The following is a 15,301-nucleotide window of genomic DNA, read 5'->3' as shown; positions in this document are numbered from 1 at the left end:
GGCCGTCAACAAGATGGACCTGGTCGACTACGCCGAGCCCGTCTTCGCCGCCATCGCCGAGGAGTTCACCTCCTACGCCGCCTCCCTCGGCGTCCCGGAGGTCACCGCGATCCCGATCTCCGCACTGGCCGGCGACAACGTCGTGGAACCGTCCGCGCACATGGACTGGTACGGCGGCCCGACGGTCCTGGAACACCTGGAGACGGTTCCGGTCAGCCATGACCTCACCGCCTGCCACGCCCGCTTCCCGGTCCAGTACGTCATCCGCCCGCAGACCGCCGAGCACCCCGACTACCGCGGCTACGCCGGTCAGATCGCCGCCGGGGCGTTCCGGGTGGGCGAGGCCGTCACCGTCCTCCCCTCCGGCCGCACGTCGACGATCGCCGGGATCGACGCGCTCGGCGAGAGCGTGGACATCGCCTGGGCGCCCCAGTCGGTGACCCTCCGGCTGGCCGACGACATCGACATCTCGCGCGGCGACCTGATCGCACCGGCCGACGACGCCCCGGCGGTCACCCAGGACGTCGAGGCCACCGTCTGCCACGTCGCCGACCAGCCGCTCACCGTCGGCCGGCGGGTGCTGCTCAAGCACACCACCCGCACGGTCAAGGCGATCGTCAAGGACATCCCCTCGCGCCTCACGCTGGACGATCTTTCCCAGCATCCCGCGCCGGGCCGGCTCGTCGCCAATGACATCGGCCGGGTCGTCGTCCGTACCGCGGAGCCGCTCGCGCTCGACTCGTATGCGGACTCCCGGCGAACCGGATCGTTTCTGCTGATCGACCCCGCGGACGGCACCACGCTGACGGCCGGAATGGCGGGGATCTCGTTCGCCACCGCGGCCGAATCCGGGTCCGGGGACGGGACCGCAAACGGAACCGGAACCGGGACTGACACATGGGACTTCTGATGACCATCGACGTGTTCTCCACGTTCGCGAAGGAGGGCGGCCGCATCGGTAGCGGCGCCCTCGGCAGCGGTCAGGGCGGGGTCGCACGATGTGTGCGATGACGTACGCTCACCGACTGCGCGCCAGCTCGCCGCAACCGCACTGCCTGCACAGCCAGTTCAGACGAAGACCTGCCGACTACCCGGCCGCGTCCCCATGACCGCTCAGGACGCGAGCTCCGGGCCACCGAGAGGAACACCTCCCGTGTCTGCCCCCCGTACCACGCCGCGCCGCGCTCTCCCGGCCGTCGCCGCCCTGCCGCTGCTCGCCCTCGCGCTCACCGCGTGCGGCTACGGCTCCGCGGCGAAGCAGGACGACGCCGGCAAGGCCGACGTCTCCACCGGCGGCAAGAAGCTCTCCGCGGACACCGTGAGGATCGGCTACTTCCCGAACCTCACCCACGCCACGGCCCTGGTCGGCATCCAGGAAGGCATCATCGCCAAGGAGCTGGGCTCCACGACGGTCAAGCCGTCGACGTTCAACGCCGGCCCGTCCGAGATCGAGGCGCTCAACGCGGGCTCGATCGACATCGGCTTCATCGGCCCGTCGCCCGCCATCAACGGCTTCACCAAGTCCAAGGGCAAGAGCCTGCGCATCATCGGCGGTTCGGCCTCCGGCGGTGTGAAGCTGGTCGTCGACCCGAAGAAGATCAAGACCCTGGACGACCTCAAGGGCAAGAAGATCGCCACCCCGCAGCTCGGCAACACCCAGGACGTCGCCTTCCTCAACTGGATCTCCGAGAAGGGCTGGAAGGTCGACGCCAACAGCGGCAAGGGCGACGTCTCCGTGGTCCGCACGGACAACAAGGTGACGCCGGACGCCTACAAGTCCGGTTCCATCGACGGCGCCTGGGCCCCCGAGCCGACCGCCTCCAAGCTGGTCGCGCAGGGCGCGAAGGTGCTCCTGGACGAGTCGACCCTGTGGCCGGACAACAAGTTCGTGATCACGAACATCATCGTGTCGCAGAAGTTCCTCGGCGAGCACCCGGACGTCGTCGAGGCGGTGCTGCGCGGTTCGGTCGACACCAACGCGTGGATCAAGGCCAACCCGGACAAGGCGAAGGACTCGGCGAACGCCGCGCTCAAGGCGCTGTCCGGCAAGGAGCTGCCCGCCGACGTCATCGACCCGGCGTGGAAGTCGATCCAGTTCACCGACGACCCGCTGGCCGCCACGCTCGACACGGAGGCGAAGCACGCGGTGAAGGCGGGCCTCCTGGACGCGACGGACCTGACGGGCATCTACGACCTGAGGCCGCTCAACAAGGTCCTCAAGGCCGCGGGCAGGCCCGAGGTCGCCGACGCCGGTCTCGGCGTCAAGTAGGGGTCCGGAGACCGGAATCAGGATTCCCAGGAGGTGACGACCATGGCGACCACCACGCTGACCAAGACCGAGGACCGTACGGAGGTCGGGCACGCGGCCCGCATCGACCACGTCTCGAAATCCTTCGGCGGACCGGAGGGGCAACAGCTCGTCCTGGACGACATCACACTCGATGTCGCTCCCGGCGAGTTCGTCACCCTCCTGGGCGCCTCCGGGTGCGGCAAGTCGACCCTGCTCAATCTGGTGGCCGGGCTGGACCGCCCGACCGCGGGGTCCATCGAGACACCCGGCGGGCGGCCCGCCCTGATGTTCCAGGAGCACGCCCTCTTCCCGTGGCTGACCGCGGGCAAGAACATCGAACTCGCGCTGCGGCTGCGCGGCATGCCCCGGTCCGAGCGCCGCGCCGAGGCGGAGCGCCTGCTCGAACTCGTACGGCTCGGCGGGGCGTACGGCAAGCGTGTGCACGAGCTGTCGGGCGGTATGCGGCAGCGGGTGGCGATGGCCCGCGCGCTCGCCCAGGACAGTCAACTGCTGCTGATGGACGAGCCGTTCGCCGCGCTGGACGCCATCACCCGGGACGTGCTGCACGACGAGCTGACCCGGATCTGGCGCGAGACGAACCTCTCGGTCCTCTTCGTCACGCACAACGTGCGCGAGGCGGTCCGGCTCGCGCAGCGGGTCGTCCTGCTCTCGTCGCGGCCGGGCCGGATCGCCCGGGAGTGGACGGTCGGCATCGACCAGCCGCGCCGCATCGAGGACACTGCGGTGGCCGAACTCTCCGTGGAGATAACCGAACAACTGCGTGGGGAGATCCGCCGACATGGCCAGCACTGAGACCGCCGCCAAGGACACCGCCCAGGATCTGGCGGGCCTGGAGGCGGGGCTGGACGCGCTCGACGCCGTACGGGTGAGCCGGACCCCGGTCCGCGAGGTGCTGCTGCGCAAGGTGCTGCCGCCGGCCGTGGCCGTGGTCCTGGTGCTCGTCGTCTGGCAGATCCTGATCTGGGCGCAGGTCACCGACGACTACAAGCTGCCGTCGCCGTCCCAGGTGTGGGACGAGGTGACCGACGCCTGGGCGCAGGGCACCCTGCTCGGCTACATCTGGACCAGCGTCTCGCGCGGTCTGCTCGGCTTCCTGCTGGCGCTGGCGATCGGCACCCCGCTCGGGCTGCTGGTGTCGCGCGTCCGGCTGGTCCGCGCGGCGATCGGGCCGGTGCTCTCCGGGCTCCAGTCGCTGCCGTCGGTCGCCTGGGTGCCCCCCGCGGTGATCTGGCTGGGGCTCGACGACCGGATGATGTACGCGGTGATCCTGCTGGGCGCCGTCCCTTCGATCGCCAACGGTCTGGTCGCGGGGGTGGACCAGATCCCGCCGCTGCATCTGCGGGCCGGGAAGACACTGGGCGCCACCGGGCTGCGCGGCACCTGGCACATCGTGCTGCCGGCCGCGCTGCCCGGCTATCTGGCGGGGCTGAAGCAGGGCTGGGCGTTCTCCTGGCGTTCGCTGATGGCCGCCGAGATCATCGCCTCCTCGCCCGATCTGGGGGTGGGCCTGGGCCAGTTGCTGGAGCAGGGCCGGGAGACCAGCAGCATGTCGATGGTGTTCCTCGCCATCATCCTGATCCTCACCGTCGGCATCGCGATCGACCTGCTGATCTTCAGTCCGCTGGAGCGGTGGGTCCTGCGCGGCCGCGGTCTCCTCGTCAAGAACTGAGTACGGCCATGACCCCTCCGGTACTGCTCGTCGTCGCCCACGGCAGCCGCGACCCGCGGCACGCGGCGACCGTGCACGCGCTCACCGCGCGGGTGCGGTCGCTGCGGCCGGGGCTGCGGGTGGAGACCGGCTTCCTGGACTTCAACGCGCCGTCCGTGCCGCGGGTCCTGGAACGGCTGGCCGCGCAGGGCACGGAGGACGTCGTCGCCCTTCCCCTGCTCCTCACCCGGGCCTTCCACGCCAAGTCCGACATCCCGACGGTGCTGCGCGAGGCCCGCGGCCGGCTGCCCCGGCTGCGGGTCCGCCAGGCCGAGGTCCTCGGCCCGTCACCGCTGCTGAACTCGGCGCTGGAACGGCGGCTGCACCAGGCCGGGGTCCGTCCCGGCGACCGGGGCTCGACCGGGCTCGTCCTGGCCTCGGCGGGCTCCACGGACCCGGAGGCGATCGCAGTGATCGCTGAAATCGCGCGGGAGCTGCGGCACACCGGTTGGTGTTCCGTGCGGCCTGCGTTCGCCTCCGCCACCTCTACCGCGGGGTTCCCCCGCACCGAGGACGCGGTACGGGCCCTGCGGGCCGAGGGAGTGCGCCGGGTGGCGGTGGCGCCGTACGTCATCGCTCCCGGCCGGCTCCCGGACCGGATCGCCGAAGGAGCGGCCGGGGCGGACGTCCTGGCCGGTGTCCTGGGCGCCGCCCCGGAGCTGGCCCGGCTGCTGCTGACCCGTTACGACGAGGCCCGCGGGCCCGCGGCCCGGACCGCCGCGCTCACCGCGTAGCGCGGCGCCCGCTCACCCCACGTCCAGGCCGCCCGTGCGGGTCCGCTTGAGTTCGAAGAGGTCCGGGGCCCCGGCGAGCACCCGGAAGCTGTCGAAGAGCCGTCCGGCCTCCTCGCCGCGCGGCGCCGCCCGCAGGACGGGCCCGAACCAGACCGCGCCGTCGACATGGATCGTGGGCGTACCGACGTAGGCGTCCGCCTCGGGTTCCTTGCCCGCGTCATGGCTGCGGCGCGGCGCCTCGTCGTACGCCTCCGGTCCGGCGGACCGCGCTCAGGCCCCGGTCCAGTGCGGGTCGCGTCCACTGCGGGCCAGTGCCCGTTCGAAGGCCGGGGCCGAGGCGTCCACCGTCACCTCGTCGGCGAACCCGTGGTACTGCCGGTAGAGCGCGGCGGTGCTGTCGACGACGCCGAGGACATAGGCCGCCGCCTCGTCGGAGAGCCGGAACTCCTGCCCCACCGCGCGGGCGACGTCCCAGCCGTGCAGGGCCGTCTCCTCGATGAGCATCGCGGCGATGTCGGCGGCCGGGGTGGCGGAGCCCCCGGAGTCGATCTCCCCCTCCCAGACCGCCGGGTCGGACCACGCGGCGACCGCCCGGTCCAGCTGCGCCGCGTACCGCTGGGCCCAGTCGGCGTCGGCGGTGAAGTCCCGGGCGGTGAGTTCCTCCGGGAGGTCCTTGCGCAGGGCGCGGTGCTCCAGGCCGTGGGAGGTGTACAGCACCCAGTGGTTGACGAGCCCGCGCACGTCCCAGTCGCCGCAGGGCGTGTCGGGTGCGTCGAGCTGTTCCGTGCCGATGGAGCGGGCGATACGGGCCGCCTCGGCGGCGACTTCGGTCATGTGCGCGTGCTCGGTCTTCATGCCTGCCAGTCTGGATCCGGTGCGGCGGGCGGTATTGAAGAAACGCGACAGCGGGGGCGCGGGGCGGTCCGGCTCAGGCCGTCTCGGCGTCGACGAGCGCGAGGAGCGCGGCCACGGACATCGACCCGGCCTCCCGGCGCTCGCGCGCGAAGGCGTTCGCGGTGCGGCGGAGCACCTCGTTGACCGGGGTGGGGATGCCGTGGAGGCGGCCGAGCAGCACGATCTCGCCGTTGAGGAAGTCGGCCTCGATGGTGCCCGTGCCCCGGCTGAGGCTCTGCCAGGAGGAGCCGCCGCCGCGCGGGGCACCGTCGAAGGGCTCGAAGCGGATCCGTCCGGCGCGCGCCCCGGCCTCCTCCTCCCGGCTCACCGCCTCGATCCCGGCGGCGGCGAGCACGGCCCGCCCCTCGGCGCGGGCCCGCTCGAAGAGATCGGTGGCGACCTGTCCGGCGATCGGTCCGGTGACGGCCTCGATCGCGTTGGCGAGGTTGGAGAGCAGCTTGCCGTACTTCCAGCGCATCACGTCCGGCACGACGGGGGCGAGCAGCTTCGCCCGCTCCAGGTCGGCGGCGATCAGCCGGGCCGTCCCGTCGGTCCCGGCGGGGTAGCGGCCCAGGTGCAGGATGCCGGTCAGCGGTGTCCCGGCGGCGGCGACCTCACCGGGCTCCACGAAGGTGGCGGGCAGCCAGACGCACATGCCGTACACCCGGCGGAAGCGGCGCAGGGCGAGCCGTTCGCTCTCCACCCCGTTCTGCGCGCAGACCAGCGGCAGCCGCTCCCCCGCCGTGCCGCCGCCCGCGACGGGCCGGACGCTCCACGCGTCGAGGGCGGCCGTGCTGTCCTGCGTCTTCACGGCGAGCACCAGCACGTCGTCGGGGGTCAGGTCGACCGCCTCGGGCCGGTCGACGACGGGCAGCCGGTGGACGCGGGCGCCCTCCGGAGTGACGAGCCGCAGTCCGCCGCCGCGCAGCGCCTCGTACTGCGCGCCGCGCGCCACGAGCACCACGTCGTGGCCAGCCTCCGCCAGACGTCCGCCGAGGGCACCGCCGACGGCACCGGCCCCGATGATGAGGTATCGCATCCCGACTCCCGTTCCACAGCCGCACCGAGCGGACATCCCGGCTCCTCGAAGGAGCGTCGGCGTCTCAGCATAGGGTCCGTGGCCACGGCACCGGTCGGGGGAGAGCCCTTAGTGTTCCTGTCATGTCCTTCCTCTCTTCCCCGCCCCACGACGAGTTCCTGCTCGGCGGCGAGCTTCCCGTACGACGGCTCGGCTACGGCACCGCCCAGCTGACCGGTCCCGGATACTGGGGTCCGCGCGGTGCGCGGCAGGACGCCGTGGCCGTGCTGCGGGCCGCCGTCGAGCAGGGAGTGACGCTGATCGACACCGCCGACAACTACGGCCCGGGGCTGGCCGAGGAGCTCGTCGCCGAGGCGCTGCGTCCGTACCGCGAGGAACTGGTGATCGCGACCAAGGGCGGTGTGGTGCGCACCAGTGACCACGCCTGGCACGTCGCGGGACGGCCGGAGCAGCTGCGGGCGATGTGCGAGGCCAGTCTGCGGCGGCTGCGTACGGACCGGATCGACCTCTACCAGCTGCACCGGCTGGACCCGCAGGTGCCGATGGCCGAGCAGCTCGGCGCGCTGGATGGGCTGCGCCAGGAGGGTAAGATCCGGTACATCGGTCTGGACACCCTCACCGCCGACCAGCTGGAGCAGGCCCTTTCCCTGACCGGGATCGCCTCGGTGCAGAACCGCTTCAACCTCCTGGACCGTTCGTCGGACGCGGTGCTGAAGGTGTGCGAGGCCCACGGCCTGGCTTTTCTGCCCTGGTTCCCGCTGGCTGACGGCGCGCTGACCGGCGACGCCGCCGCTGCGCTCGCCGGCATCGCCGACCGGCACGGTGCCTCCCGCGGGCAGATCGCCCTCGCCTGGCTCCTGCACCGCTCCCCCGTGCTGTGCCCGACCCCGGGCACCGGTTCGCCCGCCCATCTCGCGGAGAACCTGGGGGCCCGGGAGATCCGGCTGTCCGCCGAGGACCTGAGCGGCCTGGAAGCGCTCGTACCCGCGTGAAGGAGTACTCACCCGTGACCATTCCCCGTACCGCACCCGCCGTTCCCGCCCCGGCCGCCGCGCCCGGCCCGGCCGGCGCCGAGGCTCCCGCCCCGGTGATCCGGGCCGACGACGTCTCGCTCGTCCGGGAGGGCAACGTACTGCTCGACTCGGTCTCGCTGACCGTGCGCAGCGGTGAGCACTGGGCGCTGCTCGGCGCCAACGGAGCCGGGAAGAGCACCCTGCTGGGGCTGCTCGGCGCGGTCAACCACCCGACCCGGGGTTCGGTGGAGGTGCTGGGCCGCACCCTGGGCCGGGTCGATCTGCGGGAGCTGCGGTCGCTGCTCGGGCATGTCAATCCGCGTCATCCGCTGCGTTCCCCGCTGTCGGTGCACGAGGTGGTGATGACCGGTCTCACCAACTCGATCGAGCCGGTGCCGCGCCGCTCGGTGGACGAGGAGCAGCGGGACCGGGCGGAGCGGCTGCTGACGATGCTCGGCATGGGCGGCAAGTCGGGGTCGCGCTGGCCCGCGCTGTCGCAGGGCGAGCGGGGCCGTACGCTCATCGCCCGCGCCCTGATGCCGCAACCGCGGCTGCTGCTGCTCGACGAGCCGGCCACCGGTCTCGACCTCGCCGCGCGTGAGCAGCTGCTCGACAGTCTGGACGTGCTGCGGGAGGAGCATCCGGAGCTGGCGACGGTGCTGGTCACCCATCATCTGGAGGAGCTGCCCGCCTCCACCACGCATGCGCTGCTGCTGCGGGGCGGCCGGTGCGTGGCCTCGGGCCCGGCGGACGAGGTGCTGACCACGGACCGGGTCAGCGACTGCTTCGGGCATCCGGTGCTGATCTCCCGTACGGACGGCCGGTGGGCGGCGCGGGCGCAGCGCGTGGCCCGGCGCTGACCGGGTTCAGCCGTCCGTGCCGGTCGCGGTGTCCTCGGCGGTGGCGAACGGTGTGGCCTGGTGGAAGAAGAGCAGCCAGCCCGCGTCCGTGAGCCGCCACACCGAACTGCGGTGGGCGTGCTGCCCCTTCGTCTCGGTGTCGTAGGTGAGGTGGACGAGGCCGTCGCCGAGCTGGGTCCCGGTCATCCGGGACGCGGTCATCGGGCCGGGGCGCGGGCCGTCCTTGGCGGTGAGCGAGGCGGTCATGGAGTCGCGGTCCCAGACCCGGCCGGTGTAGTCGATCTCGCGGTAGTCGGGGTGCAGCACCTGGGCGAGGAGCGCGGCGGAGGCGCGTACGGTCGGGTCCAGGAGGCGCAGCTCGCCCTCGATCGCCGCGGCCACGCCGGAGGACGTCCCGGTCATGCGGGGGCTCCGTCCTGCCCGGTCCCCGTGGGCGCCGTCATCTCCACCAGTCTGGCCACGGTGTTCCAGTTGCGCGAGGTGGCGACGGTGTCCTGGGTGACGGAGGACCGGGACAGTGCCTCGGCGAGTCTGGAGCGGCCGAGTCCGTCGGGGGCGTAGAGGTAGAGCGCGCGGTCGCCGAGGCCGAATGCCTCGGGGAGGTAGGCCGCCGGGTCGATCCGGGCGTAGCGGCCCGCGTCGACGGGCCGGTCGAAGTACGTGATGTGCAGTTGCCTTCCTTCGAGTTCGGCGGCCGGGAACGGGCAGGCCGCGGCAACTGCCGCCAGATAGGCACCGTCCCGGACCAGGCAGGGGACGGGGAAGCCGAACCGCTGCTCGATGGCCCGCTCCAGCTCGGCGGCGAGTGCGTTCTCGTCGTCGGACGCGCTGCTGAAGACGGCGTTGCCGCTCTGCAGGTGGGTGCGGACGTCTCCGTGTCCCAGTCCGGTGAGCAGCGCGCGGAGTTCGGCCATCGGGATCCGCTTGTGGCCGCTCACGTTGATCCCTCGCAACAGCGCCGCATACATCGTCATGGGCACACCATAGGACGGTCTCTCGGCACGGTGCGGCCGCCGCGCCCCGTGGGGGAGGGCACGGCGGCCGCCGGTTCCGTCGTGACCGGGCGTCCGCCGCCCGGTCACCGCCGCGGGATCGGTTACTCGACGATCTTCAGCAGCTTGTTCGGTGTGCCCGCGGTCGCGTTGGAGATCGCGTCGGGGGTGGCGCCGTCGGTGAGTGCGGTGGCGACCTCCTCCGGGGTGGCGTCCGGGTGGCCGGCGAGGTAGACGGCGGCGGCGCCGACGACGTGCGGGGTCGCCATGGAGGTGCCGGAGATGGTGTTGGAGCCGTCGTCGCTGTCGTTCCAGGACGAGGTGATGTCCGAGCCCGGGGCGTAGATGTCCACGATCGAGCCGTAGTTGGAGAAGTACGACTGCTCGTCGTCGACCGTCGACGAGGCGACCGTGATGGCCTCGGGGACGCGGGCCGGGGAGCTGTCGCTCGCGTCGGAGGAGTCGTTGCCCGCGGCCACCGCGAAGGTGACGCCGGAGGCGATGGCCTTCTGGACCGCGGCGTCGAGCGCCTCGTCAGCGCCGCCGCCGAGGCTCATGTTGGCGACGGAGGGGCCCTCGTGGTGCTCGGTGACCCAGTCGATGCCGGCGACGACCTGCTCGGTGGTGCCGGAGCCGGAGTCGTCGAGCACCCGGACCGCGACGATCTTGGCCTTCTTGGCGACCCCGTAGGTCTTCCCGGCGATGGTGCCCGCCACATGGGTGCCGTGGCCGTTGCCGTCGTCGGCGCTGTCGTCGTCGTCCACCGCGTCGTAGCCCGAGCTGGCCCGGCCCTCGAACTCGTTGTGCGTGGTGCGGACACCGGTGTCGATGACGTACGCGGTGACGCCCTCGCCCGCGCTGTCCGGGTAGGTGTACGCGTCGTCGCCGGCCGTCTCGGTCTGGTCGATCCGGTCCAGCCCCCAGGACGGCGGGTTGGTCTGGGTCTCGTCGATGTGGAACTTCTTGTTCTGGACGACCTTGGAGACGGCCGGGTCGGCCGCCAGGCGCTTGGCCTCGGTGAGCGAAAGACCGCTGGCGGAGAAGCCGTTGATCGCGGAGCCGTAGTTCCGGTTCAGCTTGCCGCCGTACTCCTTGGCGAGCTTCGCCTTGTCGGCCTTCTGGTCGAGCATCACGATGTAGCTGCCGGAGACGGCGCCCGCCGCGTCCGCGCCGTAGACGACGCCCATCGCGGGGGCCGGGGCGGCACCGGCGAGGGGGGTGTTGAGCAGGGTGACTCCGGCGGCCGCGGCCACCGCGGTTATCGCTGCGGTCAGCTTGATCCGGCGTGCGCGCTTGTGAATTGCCATGAAGAGGGGTCTCCTCGTCATTCTTTGTGGGGGGATCGACCCCCGGCCGGAAGATCTCCGGGGGGCTGGCTCGAAACCCTCGCCGATTGACGCGCCCAGATCAAGACCTTCATGCGGCTGTGACTTACTCAACAAAGTTTCGTAATAAGAAATCGGCCAGTGGGGCCCAAGTCGGGCGCGGTCGCCGGGGCGTCCGCCGCTCGCCCCGGGCCCGCGCCGCGACCGGCGGTCTTCGCACACGGGAACGCGAACCCCGCCCGGCCGCGCGGACGGACGGGGCGGCGGCTTGTTTCCGTCCCCGCGTTCACAGAGCCCTCACTCGGTGACCACGTTGAGGTCGGATCCGGGGAGAGAACGGGACTCAGCGCTGGTAGCGGGCCAGGACCCGGTTGCCGTCCTCGACCAGACGCCTCGTCAGCTCGTCCGCTCCGATCGCTCCGCTGTAGTACTCCTGGAGGGCGGGCGTGGCGACCTTGTCCTTCCACTCCGGGTAGCCGCGCACCGACTGGGCGGGGGCCGGACGGAGCGCCCGCGCGACGGCGACACCGGTGGCCCAGCCGTTCTCGGCGGTGTGCAGGGACGGATCGGCGAGGGCCGCGGTGCCGGTCGGGAGCATCCAGTCGCCCTTGGCCAGCCGCACCATGTTCGGCGGCCGGAGCAGGAAGTCGATGAACCGCGCGGCCTCCTTCTTGTGCGGGCTGGCCTCCGAGACGGACAGGGTCTGCGGGCTCACCCCCTGGGCGAGGCCCGCGCTGCCCGCCGGAGCCGGCAGGACCGTCCACTCGAACCCCTCGGGGGCCTGCTCGGCGACCTGCTGGCGGTACGAGAAGCCCAGCGGCACCATCGCGTACCTGCCGCCGAAGAATCCGGGGAGGGTGTCGGACCCTCCCATGCCGAGCGTGCTGCGCGACGCGCTGCGGTCGGTGCCGATCTGGTCGTGGATGGTGCCGGGGACGGTCCGGTCGCCCTTCCCGGCGCGGATGGTCACCTTGCCGTCGGCGCCCCGGTGGAAGAGCCTGCCGCCGTCGGAGAGGCCGAGGTTGAGGGTGACGGAGACGGGCTCCTTGAGCGGCCAGGCGACCCCGTACCTCCCCTTGCCGGTCAGCTCCCCGGTGATCCTCCGGAACTCGGCCCAGCTCCAGGGCCGGTCGGCGGTCGGGATCCGGACCCCGGAGTCCTCGAGGATCCTGGTGTTGGCGATCAGTACGCGGGGCTCCTGGAGGAACGGCACGCCGTACACGCCGTCGCCGAAGGTGGTGGCGGACCAGCTCTCCTGCGGGATGTCGGCCCGCAGCCGGCCGGGCAGGAGTCCGCGCAGGTCCGCGAGGTAGCCGCCGAAGGCGAAGTCGGCCAGGTCGTCGGAGGCGTCATGGATGATGTCGGGCGCCTCGCCGCCCTCGAAGGAGGTGAGCAGCTGGTCGTGGACGGTGTCCCAGCTGCCCTGGACATAGCTGACATGGATGTCCGGATGGGCTTCGTTCCACTCCTTCACGAGTTGCTCGTTGGCGTCGACGGACTCCTTCTGCCAGGCCAGCGACTGGAAGCTGAGCTCGATCCGCCCGTGGTCGCCCCGGCCGTCGTCCGGCCCCGCGCAGCCGGTGAGCAGCAGGGCCAGCACGGTGGCGGCCGCGGCGGCCGCCGTCCTCAGTGACGCGGGCATCAGCTCTTCACCGCCCCGGCCAGCATGCCCCCGGTGATCCGCCGCTGGATGACCGCGAAGATCACCAGGGAGGGCAGGGTCGCGAGGAACGCGGCGGCGGCGAGCGGCCCGAGGTCGGCCGCGCCCTCCGCACCGATGAAGTGGGTCAGTACGACCGGCAGGGTCTGTTTCTCCGGGGTCTTGAGCAGGACGAGCGCGAAGAAGAGCTCGTTCCACGCGGTGACGAAGGCGAAGAGCCCGGTGGCGACGATGCCGGGGGCCAGCAGCGGGGCGGTGACCGAGACCAGCGTCCGCAGCCGGCCCGCTCCGTCGACCGAGGCGGCCTCCTCCAGCTCGGCGGGTACCGCCCGCACGTATCCGATCAGCATCCAGAGCGCGAAGGGCAGCGCCCAGACGGCGTACACCATGATCAGGCCCCCCAGGGTGTTGATCAGACGGAGGTTCTTCAGGATCAGGAAGAGCGGGATGATCAGCAGGACCAGCGGGAACGCCTGGCTGATCACGACCCAGCCGGTGGCCGCCGTGGTGAGCCGGGAGCGGCGGCGGGCCAGCACGTACGCCAGGGGTGTGGCGAGGGCGACCGCGACGAGGGCGGCGCAGAGCGCGGCGGTCAGCGAATTGACGGCGGCGCCGAGCAGCGGCTGTTCGTCGAAGGCCGTGCGGAAGTTGTCGAGCGTCGGGTGGCGGGGAATCCAGGTGGGGTGCAGGGAGCCCAGTTCCCGCGCGGGTTTGAAGGCGGTGGAGATCAGCCACAGGAAGGGGAACGCCAGGAAGACCAGATAGCCGAGGAGCGCGGCGTACTGTCCGGCGCGGGCGGTTCTGCCGGTGCGCATGCTCATCGCTCCTCGCCTCCCCGGAGCCGGCCGGCGAGGTACACGGCGAGGATCACGGAGATCACCGCGACCATCACACAGCCCATCGCCGCGGCGTATCCGAACTGTCCGTAGTGGAAGGCCTCCTCGTAGGCGAAGAGCATCGGCAGCCGGGTGCGGCCGCCGGGGCCGCCGTTGGTCAGTACGTAGACCAGGGCGAAGGAGTTGAAGTTCCAGATGAAGTTGAGCGCGGTGATCGCCAGGGCGACCGGCCTGAGCACGGGCCAGGTGACGGTGCAGAAGCGGCGCCAGGCACCGGCTCCGTCCAGGGCGGCCGCCTCGTGGAGCTCGTGCGGGGTGTTCTGCAGCCCGGCGAGCAGGGCCACGGTGGTCTGGGGCATGCCCGCCCAGACGCCCACGAGGATCACGGCGGGCAGGGCGGTGGCGAGTCCGGTGAGCCAGTCCCGGCCGTCGCCCAGGCCGAGATCGCGGAGGGTCTCGTTGAGGACGCCCGCGTCCGGGTGGTAGACGAGCCGCCACATGATGCCCACGACCACCTCGGGCATCGCCCAGGGAATGATCGCCAGCGCCCGTGCCAGCCAGCGCATCCGCAGGTTCTGGTCGAGCAGCAGGGCGAGGCCGAGGGCCAGCACGAACTGCGGGACCGTGACGCCGAACGCCCACACCAGACCGATCCGGAACGAGTCCCAGAAGAGGGTGTCGTGGAGCAGGTCCTGGAAGTTCAGCACACCCGCCCACTGGGTGGAGCGGGTACGGCCGGACTGGGCGTCGGTGAAGGCCAGCGCGATGCCGTAGAGCAGGGGGCCGACGCTCAGGACCAGGATCGGGATCAGCGCGGGCAGCACCAGGAACCAGGTGCCGGCGCTCCGCCCGGCCGGACGGGAGGGCCGGTCCGGCGGAGCTCCGGGCGGCCCGTGCTTCCTCGGACGTACGGTTGCATTCGCCAATGTCACGATATGGCCCCCTTGCGTCATTCGATCGGTTTCATACCGTTCTGGCCGCTCAGGTGGCCTCCGTCATCGTGCTGACGGGCCATCGGTTCGTCAAGGCGACCTGCACGGATGCGAAAATCGGAGTCATGAACGAGATGCGTGCGCGTGAGGTGCTGGTCGCCGCCGGGCTGTCCGGCGGTGCCGAGCTGCTCGCGATCGGTGAGAACGCGGTGTTCGCCGTCGGCGACCTGGTGGTCAAGGTCGGCCGGGACGCCGTGCGGCACCCGGAGCTACGGGACCGGGCCGAGCGCGAGGTGGCCGTCGCCCGGTGGCTGGCCGCCTCGGGCGTCCCCGCCGTACGGGCCGCCGAGCCCGCGGCGCGGCTGGTCGAGGGGCACCCCGTGACCCTCTGGCACCGGCTGCCGGACGCCGTGCGCCCCGCCGAGCCGAGAGATCTGGCGCCGCTGCTCGCCCAGGTGCACGCGCTGCCCGCACCGGACGGCCTCGCCCTGCCGCCCCGCGAGCTGCTGGGCGGCGTCGAACGCTGGCTGCGGCTGGCGGGCGACGCCATCGACCCCGCCGACGCCGACTATCTGCGCGAGCGCCGCGACGGCTTCGCCGCGGCGGCCGCCGCCCTGGTCCCGCATCTAACGCCGGGGCCGATCCACGGCGACGCCCTGCCGCGCAATGTCCATGTCGGTCCGGACGGCCCGGTCCTGGTCGATCTGGAGACCTTCTCCGCGGATCTGCGTGAACACGACCTGGTGGTCCTCGCGCTCTCCCGGGACCGCTACGGGCTGGCGCCCGGGGCCTATGACGCCTTCACCGCCGGATACGGCTGGGACGTCCGTGAGTGGGAGGGCTGCGCGGTGCTGCGCGGGGCCCGGGAGACCGCCAGCTGCGCCTGGGTGTCCCAGCACGCACCGGCCAACCCGAAGGCGCTCGTGGAGTTCCGCCGCCGGGTGGCCTCGCTGCGCGACGGCGACACGGCGGTGCGCTGGTACCCGTTCTGAGGGCC

Annotated in this window: 16 protein-coding genes and 1 pseudogene; 8 read left to right on the top strand and 9 right to left on the bottom strand. The window is 72.1% G+C overall.

The window, feature by feature from the left end; translation table 11 throughout:
• From ACFVFH_RS17505 to ACFVFH_RS17485, 5 genes are all read left to right on the top strand, one after another.
• The coding region (locus tag ACFVFH_RS17505) for a hypothetical protein (protein WP_383769015.1) at positions 1-910 on the top strand (910 nt) is incomplete at its 5' end.
• Between the two features lie 243 nt (positions 911-1,153).
• Positions 1,154-2,269: an aliphatic sulfonate ABC transporter substrate-binding protein gene (locus tag ACFVFH_RS17500; RefSeq protein WP_383769012.1), complete on the top strand. Its 1,116-nt coding sequence runs from the start codon at positions 1,154-1,156 to the stop codon at positions 2,267-2,269.
• Between the two features lie 42 nt (positions 2,270-2,311).
• The gene (locus tag ACFVFH_RS17495; protein ID WP_383769009.1) at positions 2,312-3,103 is read left to right on the top strand and encodes an ABC transporter ATP-binding protein; all 792 of its coding nucleotides are present in this window, start codon (positions 2,312-2,314) and stop codon (positions 3,101-3,103) included.
• A complete protein-coding gene (locus tag ACFVFH_RS17490; protein ID WP_383769006.1) occupies positions 3,090-3,980 on the top strand; it encodes an ABC transporter permease in 891 nt (296 codons plus the stop codon). The genes ACFVFH_RS17495 and ACFVFH_RS17490 overlap by 14 nt, the downstream gene beginning before the upstream one ends.
• A gap of 8 nt (positions 3,981-3,988) precedes the next feature.
• A complete protein-coding gene (locus ACFVFH_RS17485) occupies positions 3,989-4,753 on the top strand; it encodes a sirohydrochlorin chelatase (protein ID WP_383769004.1) in 765 nt (254 codons plus the stop codon).
• Between the two features lie 12 nt (positions 4,754-4,765).
• Here ACFVFH_RS17485 and ACFVFH_RS17480 read toward each other — a convergent pair.
• From ACFVFH_RS17480 to ACFVFH_RS17470, 3 genes and pseudogenes are all read right to left on the bottom strand, one after another.
• Positions 4,766-5,023 (bottom strand): annotated as a pseudogene (locus ACFVFH_RS17480) (disulfide bond formation protein DsbA); the annotation flags it as partial.
• The gene (locus tag ACFVFH_RS17475) at positions 5,024-5,608 is read right to left on the bottom strand and encodes a TIGR03086 family metal-binding protein (RefSeq protein ID WP_383769001.1); all 585 of its coding nucleotides are present in this window, start codon (positions 5,606-5,608) and stop codon (positions 5,024-5,026) included. It abuts the pseudogene before it with no gap.
• 73 nt (positions 5,609-5,681) lie between these two features.
• On the bottom strand, positions 5,682-6,686 hold the full coding sequence (locus ACFVFH_RS17470; RefSeq protein WP_383768999.1) for a ketopantoate reductase family protein: 1,005 nt from the start codon (positions 6,684-6,686) through the stop codon (positions 5,682-5,684).
• A gap of 122 nt (positions 6,687-6,808) precedes the next feature.
• Between ACFVFH_RS17470 and ACFVFH_RS17465 the strand changes: the two genes are divergently transcribed.
• Together ACFVFH_RS17465 and ACFVFH_RS17460 are read left to right on the top strand one after the other, a co-directional pair.
• Positions 6,809-7,678, top strand: a complete 870-nt coding sequence (locus ACFVFH_RS17465) for an aldo/keto reductase (RefSeq protein ID WP_383768996.1) — start codon at positions 6,809-6,811, stop codon at positions 7,676-7,678.
• Positions 7,679-7,773: 95 nt separating this feature from the next.
• Positions 7,774-8,559: an ABC transporter ATP-binding protein gene (locus ACFVFH_RS17460; RefSeq protein WP_383769048.1), complete on the top strand. Its 786-nt coding sequence runs from the start codon at positions 7,774-7,776 to the stop codon at positions 8,557-8,559.
• Positions 8,560-8,565: 6 nt separating this feature from the next.
• Here ACFVFH_RS17460 and ACFVFH_RS17455 read toward each other — a convergent pair whose 3' ends face one another.
• From ACFVFH_RS17455 to ACFVFH_RS17430, 6 genes are all read right to left on the bottom strand, one after another.
• A complete protein-coding gene (locus tag ACFVFH_RS17455) occupies positions 8,566-8,961 on the bottom strand; it encodes a DUF4440 domain-containing protein (RefSeq protein WP_383768993.1) in 396 nt (131 codons plus the stop codon).
• Positions 8,958-9,533 (bottom strand): DUF1697 domain-containing protein, encoded by a 576-nt coding sequence (locus ACFVFH_RS17450; RefSeq protein WP_383768990.1) that lies wholly within the window; start codon positions 9,531-9,533, stop codon positions 8,958-8,960. Before ACFVFH_RS17450 ends, ACFVFH_RS17455 begins: the two co-directional genes overlap by 4 nt.
• A gap of 122 nt (positions 9,534-9,655) precedes the next feature.
• Positions 9,656-10,858: a S8 family serine peptidase gene (locus tag ACFVFH_RS17445; RefSeq protein WP_383768988.1), complete on the bottom strand. Its 1,203-nt coding sequence runs from the start codon at positions 10,856-10,858 to the stop codon at positions 9,656-9,658.
• Between the two features lie 361 nt (positions 10,859-11,219).
• Positions 11,220-12,518, bottom strand: a complete 1,299-nt coding sequence (locus tag ACFVFH_RS17440) for an ABC transporter substrate-binding protein (protein ID WP_383768985.1) — start codon at positions 12,516-12,518, stop codon at positions 11,220-11,222.
• Positions 12,518-13,351, bottom strand: a complete 834-nt coding sequence (locus ACFVFH_RS17435; protein ID WP_383768983.1) for a carbohydrate ABC transporter permease — start codon at positions 13,349-13,351, stop codon at positions 12,518-12,520. Before ACFVFH_RS17435 ends, ACFVFH_RS17440 begins: the two co-directional genes overlap by 1 nt.
• A 2-nt stretch (positions 13,352-13,353) precedes the next feature.
• A complete protein-coding gene (locus ACFVFH_RS17430) occupies positions 13,354-14,325 on the bottom strand; it encodes a carbohydrate ABC transporter permease (RefSeq protein ID WP_383768980.1) in 972 nt (323 codons plus the stop codon).
• Positions 14,326-14,429: 104 nt separating this feature from the next.
• Between ACFVFH_RS17430 and ACFVFH_RS17425 the strand changes: the two genes are divergently transcribed.
• Entirely contained in the window at positions 14,430-15,296 is an 867-nt protein-coding gene (locus tag ACFVFH_RS17425; RefSeq protein ID WP_383768978.1) for a phosphotransferase enzyme family protein, read from the top strand.
• The last annotated feature ends 5 nt before the right edge of the window (positions 15,297-15,301 follow it).

Origin of the sequence: Streptomyces sp. NPDC057697 (assembly GCF_042799335.1) — a bacterium.
Taxonomy (GTDB): Bacteria; Actinomycetota; Actinomycetes; order Streptomycetales; family Streptomycetaceae; genus Streptomyces.
Note: the sequence above shows the minus strand (reverse complement) of the source record. Positions and strands in the feature narration are given on the sequence as shown.

Bases quoted from the DNA above. Each gene is read 5' to 3' on its own strand.
- ACFVFH_RS17495 (WP_383769009.1), top strand. From the start codon at position 2,312: ATGGCGACCACCACGCTGACCAAGACCGAGGACCGTACGGAGGTCGGG.
- ACFVFH_RS17490 (WP_383769006.1), top strand. From the start codon at position 3,090: ATGGCCAGCACTGAGACCGCCGCCAAGGACACCGCCCAGGATCTGGCG.
- ACFVFH_RS17485 (WP_383769004.1), top strand. From the start codon at position 3,989: ATGACCCCTCCGGTACTGCTCGTCGTCGCCCACGGCAGCCGCGACCCG.
- ACFVFH_RS17475 (WP_383769001.1), bottom strand. From the start codon at position 5,608: ATGAAGACCGAGCACGCGCACATGACCGAAGTCGCCGCCGAGGCGGCC.
- ACFVFH_RS17470 (WP_383768999.1), bottom strand. From the start codon at position 6,686: ATGCGATACCTCATCATCGGGGCCGGTGCCGTCGGCGGTGCCCTCGGC.
- ACFVFH_RS17465 (WP_383768996.1), top strand. From the start codon at position 6,809: ATGTCCTTCCTCTCTTCCCCGCCCCACGACGAGTTCCTGCTCGGCGGC.
- ACFVFH_RS17455 (WP_383768993.1), bottom strand. From the start codon at position 8,961: ATGACCGGGACGTCCTCCGGCGTGGCCGCGGCGATCGAGGGCGAGCTG.
- ACFVFH_RS17450 (WP_383768990.1), bottom strand. From the start codon at position 9,533: ATGACGATGTATGCGGCGCTGTTGCGAGGGATCAACGTGAGCGGCCAC.
- ACFVFH_RS17445 (WP_383768988.1), bottom strand. From the start codon at position 10,858: ATGGCAATTCACAAGCGCGCACGCCGGATCAAGCTGACCGCAGCGATA.
- ACFVFH_RS17440 (WP_383768985.1), bottom strand. From the start codon at position 12,518: ATGCCCGCGTCACTGAGGACGGCGGCCGCCGCGGCCGCCACCGTGCTG.
- ACFVFH_RS17435 (WP_383768983.1), bottom strand. From the start codon at position 13,351: ATGCGCACCGGCAGAACCGCCCGCGCCGGACAGTACGCCGCGCTCCTC.
- ACFVFH_RS17430 (WP_383768980.1), bottom strand. From the start codon at position 14,325: ATGACGCAAGGGGGCCATATCGTGACATTGGCGAATGCAACCGTACGT.
- ACFVFH_RS17425 (WP_383768978.1), top strand. From the start codon at position 14,430: ATGAACGAGATGCGTGCGCGTGAGGTGCTGGTCGCCGCCGGGCTGTCC.